The sequence below is a fragment of the Variovorax sp. AC103 genome (assembly GCF_979254005.1).
This window is the reverse complement of record NZ_CEEDFC010000026.1, coordinates 1-16,975: the sequence shown is the minus strand read 5'-3', so window position 1 is coordinate 16,975 and position 16,975 is coordinate 1. Positions and strand designations below refer to the sequence as shown.

Sequence of the window (16,975 nt, the reverse complement as noted above, 5' to 3'; positions counted from 1 at the left end):
CGGTCGTCGGCGAATGCGTTTGCATATGCGGAAGTCTTCGTAGCACGCCCGCGGCGGCGGCGCTATGGTGCCGCCGACCTCTCTTCAAGCGCACCCATGTCCCTCACCGCAGAAATTCCCCAATCCGCCGCGGCGGCCCCCTCCTCCCTGGCGCCTGCGATCTCCGCAGACACGCTGCACCAATGGCTGCAGGACGGCCGCGAGCTTGCACTGCTCGACATCCGCGAGCACGGCCAGTACGGCGAAGGGCATCCCTTCTTCGCGGTGCATGCCGGCTACAGCCGCCTCGAAACCGAGGTGACGCGCCTGGTGCCGCGCCGCGCCACCCGCACGGTGCTGTTCGACGACGGCGACGCAGGCTCGGCGCTGGCCCGGCGCGCGGCCGGCCGGCTCGCGGCTTTGGGCTACGACGACGTTTCGGTGCTCGCCGGCGGCGCACCGGCCTGGGCACGCGCGGGCCACACGCTGTTCAAGGGCGTGAACCTGCCCTCGAAGACCTTCGGCGAAATTGCCGAACACGCCTTCGAGGTGCCGCACATCAGCGCCCGCGAACTGGCCGAGCGCCAGCGCAAGGGCGAGCCGCTGGTGCTGCTGGACGGCCGCACGCTCGAAGAGCACCGCAAGATGACGCTGCCCGGCGCCATTCCCGTGCCCAATGGCGAGCTGGCCCTGCGCTGGCGCACGCTGGTGCCGGACGCGACCACGACCATCGTGGTGCACTGCGCGGGCCGCACGCGCAGCATCGTCGGCGCGCAGATCCTGCGCGACCTGGGCGTGCCGAACCCGGTGCTCGCGCTGGAGAACGGCACGCAGGGCTGGGCGCTCGCGGGCCTCGAACTCGAACGCGGCAGCGCCCGGGCGCTGCCACCGGCGCCCGATGCGGCGCAGCGCCTGGCCGCTCGAGAAGACTCTGCTGCGGCGGCCCGGCGCGCGCACGTGCCCGTGCTCACCGCCGCCGAGGCGCAGGCCTGGCTCGACGACGGCACCCGCACCACCTTCGTGTTCGACGTGCGCACGGCGGAAGAATTCGCGGCGGGCGGCCTGCAGGGCGCCCGCCATGCGGCGGGCGGCCAGTTGCTGCAAGCCACCGACCTGAAGGTCGGCGTGCGCCACGCCCGCGTGCTGGTGCTGGACGACGACGGCGTGCGCTCACCGGTGGTGGCCCTGTGGCTGCGCCGGCTCGGCCTGGATGCGGCGCTGGTCGAGGACGGCCTGGCCGCCGACCTGCGCGTGCCCGTGCGTGCCCCCGTGCGGCTGCCGCCGGCGGTGACAGCCGCGGACCCCGAATCGCTGTCCGCCTGGCGCGACGACACCGACGCGCCGCCCGCGGTTCTCGACCTGCGCCCCTCGCCCGCCTACCGGGCGCGACATGCGCGCGGCGCCGTCTGGTCGATCCGCCCGCGCGTGGCGGCCGACGCACAGGCAGCGACGGGCGGCGACCTGCAGCACCCTGTGCTGCTGATCGCGCCCGACGAAACCACCGCGCGCCTGGCCGCGCAAGACCTGCGCGAGGCCGGCTGGCAGCATCTCTCGTGGGCGCGTGCGGAGGCGGTCGAATCCGCGGGCTGGGCACAGCAGGCCACACCCGCATCGCCGCCCGATGCCGAGGCCATCGACTACCTGCTCTTCGTGCACGACCGCCACGACGGCAACCTGGACGCCGCGCGCCGTTACCTCGACTGGGAACTGGGCCTCATTGCCCAGTGCGCGCCCGAGGAACTGGCCACATTCCGCGTTCCCGCAGCTGCGCACCAAAGTTCGCACTGAAAAACGCATATCGATAGTCGAAGGTGTTCGTTGTGAGCGCGGGCGCGGCCTTGGAAGATTGCCGCTTGCCTCGTTACGCCTTTTTTTGGGCTCCCATTCGATGATTTCCCGCTCGCGCCCCCTCTTCCCTTCTTCCCGCATCGCCATCGCCCTGGCCACGCTGCTGTCCATCGGTGCGGGCGCGGCCCATGCCGACGCCACGCTGGACCGCATCAAGCAGCGCGGCAAGGTCTCTATCGGCGTGATGGTGAACGGCGGGCCTTTCGGCTCGATCGACCCCGCCACCCAGCAACTGATCGGCTGGAACCCCGACCTGGCGCGCGACCTGGCCAAGCAGCTCGGCACCGAGGTCGAGCTGGTGCAGGTGCAGCCCTCGAACCGCGTGCAGTTCCTGCAATCGGGCAAGGTCGACCTGCTGATCGCCTCGATGGAATACAACGCCGACCGCGGCGAAATCCTCGGCTACGCGCCCACGCCGTTCTACCGCGTGGGCGGCACCGCGGCCGTGCTGAAGACCAGCGGCATCGCCAAGTGGGAAGACCTGCGCGGCAAGACCGTCTGCGCCTCGCAGGGCAGCAGTTTCGTGAAGCCGCTGCAGGAGCAGTACGGCGCGCAGGTGCGCGGTTTCAAGACGTCGTCCGAATCGCTGCTGGCGCTGCGCGGCGGCAACTGCGTGGCTGCGGTGCACGATTCCACGCTGATCCAGCCCCTGTTGCGCAGCAACGCCGAATGGGCCGGTTACGCGGCGCCGATCACCGAAGAGATCCTGCCCGCGCCTTCCGTCGTCTGGACCCGCAAGGGCGAGGCCGACACCATCGCGGCGGTCGACAAGGTGGTGAAGCAGTGGCACCGCAGCGGCTGGCTGATCGAGACCGAGAAACGCAATCACATCGAGCCGCCGCAGCCGCTGCTGCCCGAGCTGCAGGCCAAGCTGCGCGCCGCGCCCTGATCGCCTCCTGACCGGACACGACCGGGCACGGCTCACGCCGACGCACGTCAGCCTTCGGGGAGCCCTGCAAGACGGCTCCCCGCACTTCCTTTTGCCGATTCCACGCCATGACGCCACGCTCCTTCACTCCCTTGCTGTCGATCCTTCTTCTGGCGGCAAGCGCCGGCGCGCACGCCGACGCCACCCTCGACAAGATCAAGCAACGCGGCAGCCTGACCGTCGGCGTCATCCTCTCGGGGCCGCCCTTCGGCACCATCGACCCCGCGACACAGAGGCCCGTGGGCTACAACGTCGAGCTGGCCGAGGGCGTCGCCAAGGGCCTGGGCGTGGGGCTGGAAACGGTGCAGGTGCAGCCGTCGAACCGGGTGCAGTTTCTGCAGCAGGGCAAGGTCGACATCCTCATCGCCAACATGCAGTGGACGCAGGAGCGCAGCGAAATTCTGTCGTTCGTTCCCACGCCCTTCGAGGAAGTGGGCGGCGCGGCCATCGCGCGCAAGGACAGCGGCCTTTCGAAGTGGGAAGACCTGCGCGGCAAGCCCGTGTGCGTGTCGCAGGGCAGCAACTTCACCAAGCCGCTGGCCGAACAGTACGGCGCGCAGATCAAGGCCTTTCGCGGACAGCCCGAATCGCTGCTGGCGCTCAAGGGCGGCAACTGCGTGGCCGCAGTGCACGTGAGCCCCACGCTGCGCGAACTGGCCGCCGGCAACGCCGACTGGAAGGACTACGCCATCGTCTCGCCGTCGGACCTGATTCCCTCGCCCTCCGTCATCTGGGTGCGCAAGGGCGAAACCGACACGCAGGGCGCCATCGACCGCATCGTGCAGAACTGGCACCGCACGGGCTGGCTCATCGAGGTCGAGAAAAAGAACGGCATGACGCCCACGCCGCTGCTGCACGAACTGAAGGCCAAGTTCGCGAAGGCACCGCTGTGACAGGCACATCCACGAACACCCCCAACCCCGCGCTGGCGCTCTCGCAACGCGCCTCGCGCGTGAAGCTCTCGGCCAACGCCGCCGCCAGCGCGCGCGCCGCCGCCTTGGCCGCGCAAGGGCGCGACGTGCTCACGCTGACCTCGGGCGAGCCCGACTTCGACACGCCCGCGCACATCAAGCAGGCCGCCGTCGACGCGCTCGCGCGCGGCCAGACCAAGTACACGGCCACGCCCGGCACCGCCGCCCTGCGCCAGGCCATCGTGGCCAAGTACCGGCGCGAGAACGACCTCGACGTCGCGCCCGCGCAGGTCGTGGTGGCCAACGGCGCGAAGCAGATCGTGTTCCAGGCCTTCGCCGCCACGCTGGACGCCGGCGACGAGGTGATCGTGCCCGCGCCCTACTGGCCTTCGTTCCCGGACATCGTGCGCGTGAACGACGGCACGCCGGTGATCGTGCCGTGCGACGAGGCCAGCGGCTTCAAGCTCACGGCCGCCGCGCTCGAACAGGCGATCACGCCGCGCACGCGCTGGCTCGTGCTGAACTCGCCCGGCAACCCGACCGGCGCCATCTACGGCCGCGACGAATTGCAGGCGCTGGCCGCCGTGCTGCGACGCCACCCGCGCGTGGCGGTGCTGTGGGACGAGGTGTACGAGCACATCTGGTTCGGCGACGCGCCGCCGCCGCACCTGCTGCATGCCGCGCCCGACCTGCGCGAGCGCACGCTGCTGGTCAACGGCGTGTCCAAGACCTACGCCATGACAGGCTGGCGCATCGGCTGGGGCGTGGGGCCCGAGCCGCTGGCGCGCGCGATGACGGTCATCCAGTCGCAGGCCACCTCGGGGGCGAATGCCATCGGGCAGGCCGCGGCCGCCGCCGCGCTGCAGTCGGCGGACCAGCACTTCGTGGGCGAGGCCCGCGCCGCCTATGCGCGCCGTGCCGCGCTCGTCACCAAGGCGCTGGCCACGGTGCCGGGGCTGGCGGTGCTGCCGCCGCAAGGCGCCTTCTTCGTCTACGCGAACTGCGCCGCGCTGATCGGGCGCGTGCGGCCCGACGGCGGCGTGATCGCCAGCGACACCGACTTCGTCGACTGGCTGCTCGACGCCGAGGGCGTGGCGGTGGTCGATGGCCCCTCCTACGGGCTGTCTCCCTACATCCGCCTGTCGATCGCGGCCAGCGACGCCGTGCTGGCGCAGGCGGTGCAGCGCATCGCGCGCGCGGTGGCCGCGCTGAAGGCGCCCGAATGAGCGACGCCGGCCTGCTCGCACAGGCCGTGGCGGCCATCAAGCCGCTGGGGCTGAACTACGCCTTCCTGCTCGACCTGGGCGAGCGGCAGGCCTTTCTGCGCGGGCTGGTCGTCACCTTCGAGCTGTGCCTGCTGACCATTCCGTGCAGCCTCGCGGCCGGCGTGGCGATGGCCGCGGCGCTGACTTCGGGCCGAGGCTGGCTCGCGCTGCCCGCGCGCGCCTTCGTCGAGGTCACGCGCAACACGCCGACGCTGGTGCAGCTGTACTGCGCTTTCCTGGTGCTGAACATGCTCATCACGCGCCAGCTCGAAGGTGTGGGCGGCAACCCGCTCACGCCCTTCGTCTGGGTGGTGATCGTGGTGGCGATCCACAAGGGCGCCTTCCATGCCGAGGCGCTGCGCGCGGGCATCGAGGCGGTGCCGCAGGTCACGCTCGAGGCGGCGCGCTCGCTGGGCTTTTCGCAGCGCCAGTTGCTGTGGCGCGTGGAGCTGCCGCTGGCCGTGCGCTTCGCGCTGCCCTCGCTGGTCAACAACCTGGTCGACCTGGTGAAGATGACGGCGGTGGCCTCGGCCATCGCGGTGGGCGACGTGACCTACGAGTCGATCATGATCTGGACGCAGCGCGACAACGTGCTCGAACTGTTGCTGCTGATCCTGCTGTACTTCGGCGCTCTGACCTGGTTGGTCAGCCGTGCCGGCAGCTGGCTCGAAGGCCGACTGAGGATGCCCGGCTATGGCCAATGAAGCCACGCTGAACGCACCTACGGTGCGCGCCGCATCCGGCGCACGCTTCGATCCGCGCCGGCACCCGTGGTGGACCGCGCTGGCGGCCGCGTTGCTGGTCGTGGGCACCTGGGTGGCCACGGGCACCACGCCGGTGGCGCTGGTGTTCCTGTGGCAATGGACGCCCGCGCTGCTCTGGGGCCTGCTCACCAACATCGAGATCAGCGTGCTGGCCATGGCGCTGGGCACCCTGGTCGGCCTGGTGGTGGGGGCACTGTCGCTCTCGCCGGTGCGCGCGCTGCGCGTGCTCACACGCTGGTACGTGCAGTTCTTCCGCAACGCGCCTGTGCTGGTGCTCATCTACTTCACCACCTACGTGTTTCCGTTCGAGTTGCACATCGTCAAGTGGACCGTGCCCTTCCCCGACTGGATCAAGGTGGTGCTGGGCCTGGCGCTGCCCACCAGCGCGGTGGTGGCCGAGATTTTTCGCGGCGCCATCCAGTCGATTCCGAGCGCGCAGTGGGAAGCGGCGCAGTCGCTGGCCTTCCGACGCACCGAGATCTTCCGGCTGATCGTGCTGCCGCAATGCCTGCGCCGCATGCTGCCGCCGTGGATGAACCTGTACGCCAGCATCACCATGAGCACCGCGCTGGCGTCGCTGGTGGGCGCGCACGACGTGGTCGACACCGCGCAGATCGCCAGCAACACCGTGGCGCGCACCGACTTCACGGTGCTCGTCTATTTCACGCTGCTCGGCGTGTTCTTCGCCTACTGCTACCCGATTGCCCGCGCCACGCGCGCGCTGGAGCGCCGCCATGGCCGTCACTGACACCCCTGCTTCCCCGCTTGTCGCCCTGCGCGGCGTGCAGCTTTCGTTCGGCGACAACGCGGTGCTGCGCGGCATCGACCTCGACGTGCAGCGCGGCCAGGCGGTGTCGATCATCGGACCCTCGGGCTCTGGCAAGTCGACCATCCTGCGCTGCATCACCGGGCTGCTGCGCCCGCAGCACGGCGAGATCCGCGTGGGCGACACGCGCGTGGACACGCTGCGCACCGAGGCCGAGCTGATCGCGCTGCGCAAGCGCGTGGGTTTCGTGTTCCAGCAATACAACCTGTTCCCGCACCTCACGGTGCTGCAGAACCTGGTGATCGCGCCCACCCGCGTGGCCGGGCGCGACCGCGCCACCGCCGAGCGCGAGGCGCGCGCCCTGCTCGACAAGGTGCGCCTGTCGCACAAGGAGGCGGCCTACCCCGGCGAGCTCTCGGGCGGGCAGCAGCAGCGCGTGGCGATTGCGCGCGCGCTGGCCATGCGGCCCGAGCTGATGCTGTTCGACGAGGTGACTTCCGCGCTCGACCCCGAGACCGTGGGCGAGGTGCTCACCGTCATTCGCGACCTGGTGCGCGACGGCCTGACCTGCGTGCTGGTGACGCACGAGATGCGCTTTGCCGAGGAGATCAGCGACCAGGTGTATTTCACCGAGGCCGGCGTGATCGTCGAGCACGGGCCGGCCGCGCGCATCTTCGGCGCTCCCGAGAGCGAACGCACCCGCGCCTTCCTGCACCGCGCGCTGGGCGAAGGCCCCCGCGCCGCGCCAGTGCCGCCGGCCCTGCCGGCCCCCTTCCCCGAGGTGCTGGCCTTCGACCGGCTGCGCTTCGCACTCTGAACCCACCTTGCATCCTCCAAGAACCATGACAACAGCAACCTCCACCCTCTCCGGCTCTTCTTCCGCGGACATTGCCGCCCAACGCCGCGCCGCCGTCGACCAGGCACTGGACGACGTGCGTGCCATCGCGGCCGCCGTGCCCTTCGACCGCGCCGTGCTCGCGCGCATCACGGAGCGGCTCGAACAACTGGCCTCGCACACCGCGCTGTTCACGCGCACCGACTTTCCGCCCCCGGCCATCCACGAAGGCGTGGGCGCCTCCACGCGCTACCGGCTCAACCCCGCGGACGGTGAAGACGGCGTGGCGCTCTACCTGAACTCCATCAACCCCGGCAAGACCTCCATTCCCCACAACCACACGACCTGGGCCACCATCGTGGCGGTCGAGGGCCAGGAAGAGAACCGCGTATACCGCCGCACCGACGACGGCAGCGACCCCACAGTGGCCCGGCTGGAACTCGACCGCGAAGTCACGGTGCAGCCCGGCACGTCCATCGGCTTCCTGGCCGACGACCTGCACAGCATCCACGTGATCGGCGAGCAGCCCACGCTGCACTTCCACCTGTACGGCCGGCCGCTGGAAACGCTCTCGCAGCGCATCGGCGTGAACCTGGAGACCGGCGCGGTCGTCAACTACAACGCCACGCAGCTCAAGCCGAGCAAGGTGGCGGCATGAGCGAAGGCAAGAGCGCAAGCAAGCTGGGCGCCGGCACCCGCCTGCTGCACGCCGGCGCGCCGGCGCTGCGCGACGGCAGCGGGCCGGTCAACGTGCCCGTGGTGCGCACCAGCACCGTGCGCTTCGAGAACACCGCCGCGCACGCCGACTACCATCACCGCCGCACCGCCGGCGAGCGCGTGGCCTCCTACGGCCGCCATGGGCTGGACACGCACCGCGCACTCGAAGACGCAGTGACCAACCTCGAAGGCGGGCATCGCGCCTTCCTCACGCCCTCGGGCCTCTCGGCCATCACGCTGGTGCTGCTCGCGCTGCTGTCGCCCGGCGACCATGCGCTGGTGGCCGACGGCGTGTACGCGCCGCTGCGCCGCGTCGACAGCACGCTGCTCCAGCGCCTGGGCGTGGAGATCGAGTACTTCTCGCCCGCGCACGACGACCTGGCCAGCCGCATCCGACCCAACACGCGCCTGCTGTATCTCGAATCGCCGAGCTCGCTGCTCTACGAGGTGCTCGACCTGCCGGCGCTCACCGCGATCGCGCGCGACCGCGGCGTGACGGTCGCCACCGACAACACCTGGAGCGGCGGCTGGTTCTACCAGCCGCTCGCACTGGGCGCGAACATCTCCATTCAGGCGGCCACCAAGTACATCTCGGGCCACTCCGACCTGATGCAGGGCATCGTGGTGGTCGACAGCCCGGCGCTGGCCGCCAAGCTCTCCACCGCCTACGAGGCGCTCGGCCTGACCATCGGCGCCGACGACGCCTACCTCGCGCTGCGCGGCCTGCGCACGCTGCCCGTGCGGCTCGCGCAGCACCAGCGCCATGCCACCGAGGTGGCCGAGTTTCTGCAGCAACAGCCGCAGGTGTCGCGCGTGTTCTATCCCGCGCTGCCCTCCGACCCGGGCCATGCGCTGTGGAAGCGCGACTTCAGCGGCGCCAGCGGGCTCGTGTCCTTCGAGTTCCGCCATGCCACGCCGGCCGCGGCCAACGCCTTCGTCGATGCGCTCGCGCTCTTCGGCATCGGTGCGTCCTGGGGCGGCTACGAAAGCCTGGCCCTGGTCGCCCAGCCCGAGCGGCTGCGCGAGCACCGCCAATGGACCGGCGACGCGCCGGTGGTGCGTCTGCACATCGGGCTCGAAGACCCGGCGGACCTGATTGCCGACCTGTCGCAGGCCTTTGCGGCCGCCACGCCGTTGCGCTGATTCCTCTCGACAACTAGACACCTCCCTCTCTTTCTTTCTCTCATGTCCTCGAACTCCAACCCATCTTCCGCGGCGCTCGATGCGCGCGTGCGCGTCGCCGTCGACGTCGGCGGCACCTTCACCGACGTGGTGCTGCTGCGCGGCGCCGAGAAACACACGCTCAAGGTGCTCACCACCCCGACCGCGCCAGAACAGGCCGTGCTCGGCGGTGTCGAGGAAGTGCTGCAGCAAGCCGGCGCCGGCTGGGCCGACGTCGACCTGCTGATCCTGGGCACCACGCTGGCGACCAACGCGCTGATCGAGCGCAAGGGCGCGCCCACGGCGCTGCTCACCACGCACGGTTTCCGGGACCTGGTGGAGATCGGCCTCGAAGACCGCTTCGCCCAATACGACGTGTTCCTCGAAAAACCCGCACCGCTGGTGCCGCGCCACTGGCGCCACGGGGTGGTCGAGCGCGTGGACGCGGCCGGCCGCGTGATCACGCCGCTGGACGAAGCGCAGGTGGCCGTGCTCGCGAAGCAACTGCTGGCCGACGGCATCGAGAGCGTGGCCGTGTGCTTCCTGCACGGCTATGCCAACCCAGCGCACGAGCGCCGCGTGCGCGAGCTCCTGCGCGAACACGCGCCCGGCCTGTGGGTGTCGCTGGCCTCCGACGTGTGCCCCGAGATCCGCGAGTACGAGCGCCTGTCGACCATCAGCGCCAACGCCTATGTGCAGCCGCAGGTGGCCGGCTACCTGCGCCGCCTGCAGGAAGGCGCCACCGCGCGCGGCCTGCGCGCGGAGCCCTTCCTCATGACGTCGGGCGGTGCCATCACCACGCTGCAGGCCGGCATCGACGAGCCGGTACGGCTGGTCGAATCGGGTCCGGCCGGCGGCGCGGTGCTGGCGCGGCAGGTGGCCGAGCAGATCGGTGCCACGCGCGCGCTCTCTTTCGACATGGGCGGCACCACGGCCAAGATCTGCTTCATCGACGACTACCAGCCCCAGATCAGCCGCAGCTTCGAATTCGGCCGGGTGCACCGGCACCTGAAGGGCTCGGGCCTGCCGATTCGCATCCCGGTCATCGAGATGGTGGAGATCGGCGCGGGCGGCGGCTCCATCGCGCGCGTGAACCACCTGGGCGTGGTGCAGGTGGGCCCCGACAGCGCGGGCTCCTCGCCCGGCCCGGCCGCCTACGGCCTGGGCGGCGAGCTGCCCACAGTGACCGACGCGCACGCCGCGCTCGGCGCCATCGACCCGGCGCGCTTCGCGGTGGGCAAGGTGCAGCTCGACCCGCAGCGTGCACGTGACGCGCTGCTGCAGGGCCTTGCCGCGCAGACTGGTCTCGACGTCGAATCCGCCGCGCAGGCCGTGATCGAGATCGTCACCGAGAACATGGCCAACGCCGCGCGCGTGCATGCGTCCGAACTCGGCAAGGTGGCTGAAGAAAGCACGCTCATCGCCTTCGGCGGTGCGGCGCCGCTGCATGCCGCCTTGCTCGCGCGCAAGCTGGGCGTGGCGCGGCTGGTGATTCCCAACTCGGCCGGCGTCGGCTCGGCGCTCGGCTTCCTGTGGGCGCCTGTGGCGTATCAGACGGTGCGCAGCCTTGCGCAGCGGCTCGACCGCATCGACCACGCCGCTGTCGACAAGCTGCTCGGCGAGCTGACGGCCACCGCCGACGACGTGGTGCTGCGCGCCGCGCCCGGTGCCGCGCTGGTGCGCCATCGCCAGGCCTTCATGCGCTATGCCGGCCAGGGCCACGAGATTCCGGTCGAGCTGCCCGAAGGCCCATTCGATGCGGCCGCGAGCAAAGCGTTGCACCAGCGCTTCGAGGAACGTTATGCCGCGCTGTACGGCCGCAGCCTGCCGCACATCGCGGCCGAAGCGGTGAGCTGGTCGGTCGCGGTGGAAGCCGGCGGCCGTGCGGCACCCGAGCCCGATGCGGTGGTGGCCGACACGGGCCGCGCAGCGCCCTCTGGCACACGCCGCCTGTACGACGCCGACGCGGGCCAGTGGGCCGAAGTGCCCGTCTACGAACGCACCGCGCTGGGCGCGGGCAAGTGGATCGAAGGCCCGGCGCTGATCGTCGAAGACGAGACGACCACGCACGTGATCGCCGGCTTCGAAGCGCGCGCAACGCGGCTGGGCGCACTGGTGCTGGACGACACGGCCTCCGTGCGCCACGCCGACGCAAAGATCACCGAAGAGGCCGTCGCATGAGCACGCACGGTCTTGCTCCTTCCCCCTCTGGGGGAAGGCTGGGATGGGGGCACGACGGCGCCCGCTTCACCGCGGCGCTTCATCGAGCGCCGCTTGCCCCCACCCCTGCCCTCCCCCAGAGGGGGAGGGAGAAATACGGTCTTGCTCCTTCCCCCTCTGGGGCAAGGTTGGGATGGGGGCACGACGGCGCTTGCTTCACCGCAGCGCTTCATCGAACGCCGCTTGCCCCCACCCCTGCCCTCGCCCAGAGGGTGAGGGAGCAACAACCATGAGCACCGCACCCGCACGCCAGCAATTGCGCCAGCAGCTGGTCTGGAGCCGCCTGCTCGCTGTGGTCGAGGAACAGGCACAAGCGCTCATCCGCACCGCCTTCGGCACACCGACGCGCGAGGCCGGCGACCTGTCGGCCGGCGTGTTCCTGCCCGACGGGCGCATGGTCGCGCAGGCGGTCACCGGCACGCCAGGCCATGTCAATTCGATGGCCGATTCGGTGCTGCACTTCCTGCGTGCCTTTCCCATCGACACCATGCGCGACGGCGACGTGTTTGTCACCAACGACCCCTGGAAAGGCACGGGCCACCTGTTCGACGTGGTCATGGTCACGCCGGTGTTCCACGACGGAAAACCCGTGGCGCTCTTCGCGTCCACCGTGCACGTGGTCGACATCGGCGGCGTCAACGCCGGGCCCGATGCGCTGGAGATCTTCCATGAAGGCCTGTTCCTGCCGCCGCTGCGCTTCGCGAGCCAGGGGGTGATCGAGGAGTCGGTGATCGACATCGTGCGCGCCAACGTGCGCGAGCCCGGCCAGGTCGAGGGCGACTTCCACGCGCTGGTGGCCTGCAATGCCGTGGGCGCCGTGCGGCTGCAGCGCCTGCTGCGCGAGTTCAGGCTGGCCGACCTGCAGGCGCAGGGCGACTACATCATCGAGCGCTCGCGGCTGGCCATGCGCGAGGCGCTGCGCGAATGGCCCAAGGGCACCTGGCGCAACCACATGACGGTGGACGGCTACGACACGCCGCTGGAACTGCACGCGGCCGTCACCATCACCGACGACGGCATCGAGGTCGACTTCGCGGGCACCTCGTCCAGCATCGCGCGCGGCATCAACGTGCCCAAGGCCTACACCGACGCGTACACCTCCTTCGGCATCCGCTGCCTGGTGGGTGCGGACGTTCCCAACAACTCGGGCTCGCTCGCACCCATTCGCGTGGTGGCGCCCGAAGGCTCCATCGTCAACGCGCTGCCGCCGGCCGCGGTGGCGGCGCGCGCGGCCATCGGGCAGATGCTTCCCGACCTGGTATTCGGCGCGCTGCGCCAGGCGCGGCCCGACCGCGTGCCGGCCGAAGGCGCGTCTTCGCTGTGGAACATCCGCCTGTTCGGCGGCCAGCCCATCGAGGGCGGACCCAACGACGCGCTGCGGCGCGCGCGGCGCTTCAACATCGTGAGCTTTTCCACCGGCGGCACCGGTGCGCGGCCGGGCAAGGACGGTCTTTCAGCCACAGCCTACCCGAGCGGGGTGCGCAACGTGTCGTTGGAAATCCTCGAGACCCAGGCCCCACTGCTGTTCCGCCGCAAGGAGTACCGCAGCGACTCCGGCGGTGTCGGTGCGTCGCGCGGTGGCCTCGGGCAGGTCATCGAGATCGAGAACGCCGACGGCGACCCGATGGTGCTCTCGGCCACCTGGGACCGCATCCGCTTTCCCGCGCGCGGCGCGCTCGGTGGCGGCGACGGTGCACCGGGCGCCGCGCGGCTCAAGCATTCGGGCACCGTGCTGCGCGGCAAGGGCCGGCAGGTCATTCCGGCCGGCGAAGTGCTCGTGGTCGAGACGCCCGGCGGCGCGGGCCTCGGCGACCCGGCAGAACGCGACCCCCCACGGGTGGCGCGCGACCTGAAGGCCGGGCTGGTCACGCAGGCCGCCTCCACCCCTTCCACCCCCCACAAGGATCTCGCAGGAACCGCTGCATGAGCACCACCCCCACCCCCAAGGCGCTGGCCAGCAGCCAGCTCATCCGCAACCAGCTCGCATGGAACCGGCTGCTCTCCGTGGTCGAGGAACAGGCGCAGGTGCTGATCCACACCGCCTTCGGCACCTCCACGCGCGAGGCCGGCGACCTGTCGGCGGGCGTGTTCCTGCCCGACGGCCGCATGATCGCGCAGGCCGTGACCGGCACGCCGGGCCACGTCAACTCGATGGCCGAATCGGTCAAGCACTTCCTGCAGCGCTTTCCCATCGACACGATGGACGACGGCGACGTGTTCCTCACCAACGACCCTTGGAAGGGCACCGGGCACCTGTTCGACATGACGATGGTCACGCCCATCTTCCATGGCGAAGGCGAAGCGAAGAAAGCCGTGGCGCTGTTCGCCTCCACGCTGCACGTGGTGGACATCGGCGGCATCGGCTCCAGCCCCGACGGCCTGGAGATCTACCACGAGGGCCTGTTCCTGCCCATCCTGCGTTTCGTGCGCCAGGGCACGGTGGACCCGGCCGTGCGCGCGATCATCCGCGCCAACGTGCGCGACCCCGAGCAGGTCGAGGGCGACCTGTACGCGCTGGTGGCCTGCAACGAGGTGGGCGGCCGGCGGCTGCGCACGCTGCTGCGCGAGTTCAAGTTCGACGACCTCGAGGCGCTGGGCGACTTCGTCATTGCGCACTCGGCCCAGGCCATGCGCGAGGCGCTGCGCGACTGGCCGCGCGGCACCTGGCACAACACGCTGGTGGCCGACGGCTACGACGCGCCCATCACGCTGCAGGTGTCCGTGACCATCGCCGACGACGGCATTGTGGTCGACTTTGCCGGCACCTCGGGCACGGTGGCGCGCGGCATCAATGTGGTGAAGGCGTACACCGACGCCTACACCTCCTTCGGCATCCGCTGCCTCGTGGGCTCGGACGTGCCGAACAATGCGGGTTCGCTGGGCCTCATTCGCGTGGAAGCGCCCGCGGGCTGCATCCTGAACGCGCTGCACCCCGCCGCGGTCACCGCGCGGCACGTGGTAGGCCAGTTGCTGCCCGACGCGGTGTTCGGCGCGCTGCGCCAGGCCCGGGCCGACAAGGTGCCGGCCGAAGGCGCCTCGTCGCTGTGGAACCTTCAGCTGGTTGGCGGCGAGGTGCTCGCGGGCACCAGCCAGGCCAACGCCGAAGCCGTGCGCCGCGGCTCGCGCTTCAACGTCATCAGCTTTTCCACCGGCGGCACCGGCGCGCGGCCTGGCAAGGACGGCCTTTCGGTCACCGCCTACCCGAGCGGCGTGCGCAACGTGTCGCTCGAAATCCTGGAGACGCAGGCGCCCATCGTGTTCGAGCGCAAGGAATTCCGTACCGATTCCGGCGGCACCGGTGCCGCGCGCGGCGGCCTGGGCCAGGTGATCGAGGTGCGCCATGCGCAGCCTGACGCCGCCTTCCTGATCGCGGCGGCCTTCGACCGCGTGACGAACCCCGCGCGCGGCGCGCTCGGCGGCGGCAATGGTGGGCCGGGCGCACTGCGGCTGGCCTCGGGCGGCACGCTGCGCGCCAAGGGCCGACAGATCGTGCCGGCGGGTGACCGCCTGATCGTCGAGACGCCCGGCGGCGGCGGCCTGGGCGAGCCTTCGAAGCGCGACCCGGCGCTGGTGGCGCGCGACCTGCGCGAAGGGCTGGTGTCGCCTGAGGCTTCTTCGGCCGGCGCCGTACGCGACGGCATCGAGCCTGTCGTCGCCTGACTTTTTTCCTTTTTTCTACCGACCCTGTTTTTCCAATCATGTTTTTCTCGCCTCCCTCCTTCCGGGTTCGCAGCGCCCTCCTCGCCGCGCTGCTCGCCGTGGGCCTCGCAGCCCACGCCGCGCCGCCCAACCACAGCGGCACGCTCACGCTGCTGTCGACCAGCGAGCCGACCGCACTCGTCACCATCGGCAACGTGGCCACGCCCATCCTGAGCGTGAGCGCCAAGGTCACCGAAGGCCTGCTGAAGTACGACTACGACGTCAACCCGCAGCCGCAGCTGGCCACCAAGTGGGCGATCAGCCCCGATGGCCTGACCTACACCTTCACGCTGCGCCAGGGTGTGAAGTGGCACGACGGCAAGGACTTCACCTCCGCCGACGTGGCCTATTCCATCGAGCTGCTGAAGAAGATCCACCCGCGCGGGCGCAACACGTTTGCCAACCTGACGGCCATCGACACGCCCGACAAGTACACCGCCATCCTGCGGCTGTCCAAGCCCGCGCCGTACCTGATCCGCGCGCTGGTCGCGACCGAGACGCCCATCGTGCCCAAGCACATCTACGAAGGCACCGACCCGGCCAGCAACCCGAACAACAACGCGCCCATCGGCACCGGCCCGTTCAAGTTCAAGGAGTGGGTGCGCGGCAGCCACATCGTGTACGAGCGCAACACCGACTACTGGGACAAGCCCAAGCCCTTCGTCAACCAGCTGATCGTGCGCTTCGTGACCGACCAGGCAGCAGCGGCCGTGGCCTTCGAGACCGGCACCGTCGACCTCGGCTACCGCACGCCCGTGCCGCTGGCCGACCTGGAGCGCCTGAAGAAAGTGCCTGCGCTGCGCTTCGAGACCAAGGGCAACAGCTATTCGTCGAACGTGACGCGGCTGGAGTTCAACCTCGACAACGAGTACTTCAAGAACGAGAAGGTGCGCCAGGCCGTGGCCCACGCCGTGGACCGCAACGTGATCGTGAAGGTGGTGAACTACGGCTACGGCCAGGTCAGCTACTCGCCCATCGCGCCCGGCCTGAAGGCCTTCCACGACCCGGCGCCCTCGCCCTATGCCTTCGACGTGAAGAAGGCCAACGCGCTGCTCGACGAAGCGGGCTTTCCGAAGAAGGCCGGCGGCGTGCGCTTCAGCGTGCCGCTGGACTTCAACCCCATCGGCGCCGACGGCCCGCGCCTGGCCGACTACCTGCGCTCGGCGCTGGCGCGCGTGGGCATCGCGGTGACTGTGCGCGCGCAGGACCCGAGCGCCTTCATCAAGCGCATCTACACCGACCGCGACTTCGCCTTCACGCACAACGGCGCGAGCAACCTGTTCGACCCGACCGTGGGCGTGCAGCGGCTGTACTGGTCGAAGAACTTCATCAAGGGCGTGCCGTTTTCCAACGGCACGCATTACCAGAACCCGGTGGTGGACAAGCTGCTGGAAGACGCGGCCGTGGAGAACGATGCCACCAGGCGCCTGAAGCTGTTCAAGGACTTCCAGGACACCGTGGCGCGCGATGTGCCGGACCTGAACCTCTATCAGCCTGTGTTCATCACCATCGCCAACCAGCGGGTGCATGACCATTCGTTGACGGCGGATGGGGTGGAGTCGAATCTGGCGGATGTTTGGGTGGACGAGGCGAAGAAGTAAGGCGCTTGCAGCGGGCTGTCTTGAGGCTGTCGGCCGGGTCTCGCCCCGGCGGGCGACTTACTTTCTTTGCTTCGCCAAAGAAAGTAAGCAAAGAAAGGCGACCCCTGCTGGCTGCGTCCCTTCGCTTCGCTCCGGGCAACCTGCGGTGCTCACGTTCCGCAGGGTCTCGCCCAAACTCGCTTCGCTCAAACAAGGGCGAGCCCTGACCCGCGAAACGCTGCGCTCCTCGGCGCATCCAGAAGGGGTTGGGACACCGACACGCCTTCGCTGCGCTCGGCTCC

The 16,975-nt window shown here is 70.1% G+C and carries 13 protein-coding genes; all 13 read left to right on the top strand.

The window, feature by feature from the left end:
- The first annotated feature begins 96 nt into the window (after positions 1-96).
- The 13 genes from AC0IYU_RS29395 to AC0IYU_RS29335 all read left to right on the top strand — a co-directional run bounded on the left by AC0IYU_RS29395 (position 97) and on the right by AC0IYU_RS29335 (position 16,694).
- Positions 97-1,767 (top strand): rhodanese-like domain-containing protein, encoded by a 1,671-nt coding sequence (locus AC0IYU_RS29395; protein WP_472124495.1) that lies wholly within the window; start codon positions 97-99, stop codon positions 1,765-1,767.
- 100 nt (positions 1,768-1,867) lie between these two features.
- Positions 1,868-2,716: a transporter substrate-binding domain-containing protein gene (locus AC0IYU_RS29390; RefSeq protein ID WP_472124492.1), complete on the top strand. Its 849-nt coding sequence runs from the start codon at positions 1,868-1,870 to the stop codon at positions 2,714-2,716.
- A 107-nt stretch (positions 2,717-2,823) separates the two neighbouring features.
- Entirely contained in the window at positions 2,824-3,648 is an 825-nt protein-coding gene (locus AC0IYU_RS29385; RefSeq protein WP_472124489.1) for a transporter substrate-binding domain-containing protein, read from the top strand.
- Positions 3,645-4,892 carry an aminotransferase class I/II-fold pyridoxal phosphate-dependent enzyme gene (locus AC0IYU_RS29380; protein WP_472124486.1) on the top strand — a complete coding sequence of 416 codons (1,248 nt, stop codon included), beginning with the start codon at positions 3,645-3,647 and terminating at the stop codon, positions 4,890-4,892. Before AC0IYU_RS29385 ends, AC0IYU_RS29380 begins: the two co-directional genes overlap by 4 nt.
- A complete protein-coding gene (locus AC0IYU_RS29375; protein ID WP_472124483.1) occupies positions 4,889-5,635 on the top strand; it encodes an amino acid ABC transporter permease in 747 nt (248 codons plus the stop codon). The genes AC0IYU_RS29380 and AC0IYU_RS29375 overlap by 4 nt, the downstream gene beginning before the upstream one ends.
- Positions 5,625-6,443, top strand: coding sequence for an amino acid ABC transporter permease (locus AC0IYU_RS29370; protein ID WP_472124480.1), 819 nt, complete (start codon positions 5,625-5,627; stop codon positions 6,441-6,443). Before AC0IYU_RS29375 ends, AC0IYU_RS29370 begins: the two co-directional genes overlap by 11 nt.
- The gene (locus AC0IYU_RS29365; protein ID WP_472124477.1) at positions 6,430-7,278 is read left to right on the top strand and encodes an amino acid ABC transporter ATP-binding protein; all 849 of its coding nucleotides are present in this window, start codon (positions 6,430-6,432) and stop codon (positions 7,276-7,278) included. The genes AC0IYU_RS29370 and AC0IYU_RS29365 overlap by 14 nt, the downstream gene beginning before the upstream one ends.
- A gap of 25 nt (positions 7,279-7,303) precedes the next feature.
- Positions 7,304-7,954, top strand: coding sequence for a cysteine dioxygenase family protein (locus AC0IYU_RS29360; protein ID WP_472124475.1), 651 nt, complete (start codon positions 7,304-7,306; stop codon positions 7,952-7,954).
- Positions 7,951-9,156 (top strand): cystathionine beta-lyase, encoded by a 1,206-nt coding sequence (gene metC / locus AC0IYU_RS29355; protein WP_472124472.1) that lies wholly within the window; start codon positions 7,951-7,953, stop codon positions 9,154-9,156. Before AC0IYU_RS29360 ends, metC begins: the two co-directional genes overlap by 4 nt.
- A gap of 42 nt (positions 9,157-9,198) precedes the next feature.
- Positions 9,199-11,355 (top strand): hydantoinase/oxoprolinase family protein, encoded by a 2,157-nt coding sequence (locus AC0IYU_RS29350; protein ID WP_472124470.1) that lies wholly within the window; start codon positions 9,199-9,201, stop codon positions 11,353-11,355.
- A 268-nt stretch (positions 11,356-11,623) separates the two neighbouring features.
- Positions 11,624-13,321 carry a hydantoinase B/oxoprolinase family protein gene (locus AC0IYU_RS29345; RefSeq protein WP_472124467.1) on the top strand — a complete coding sequence of 566 codons (1,698 nt, stop codon included), beginning with the start codon at positions 11,624-11,626 and terminating at the stop codon, positions 13,319-13,321.
- A complete protein-coding gene (locus tag AC0IYU_RS29340; RefSeq protein WP_472124464.1) occupies positions 13,318-15,054 on the top strand; it encodes a hydantoinase B/oxoprolinase family protein in 1,737 nt (578 codons plus the stop codon). Before AC0IYU_RS29345 ends, AC0IYU_RS29340 begins: the two co-directional genes overlap by 4 nt.
- Positions 15,055-15,092: 38 nt before the next feature.
- Entirely contained in the window at positions 15,093-16,694 is a 1,602-nt protein-coding gene (locus AC0IYU_RS29335; RefSeq protein ID WP_472124461.1) for an ABC transporter substrate-binding protein, read from the top strand.
- The last annotated feature ends 281 nt before the right edge of the window (positions 16,695-16,975 follow it).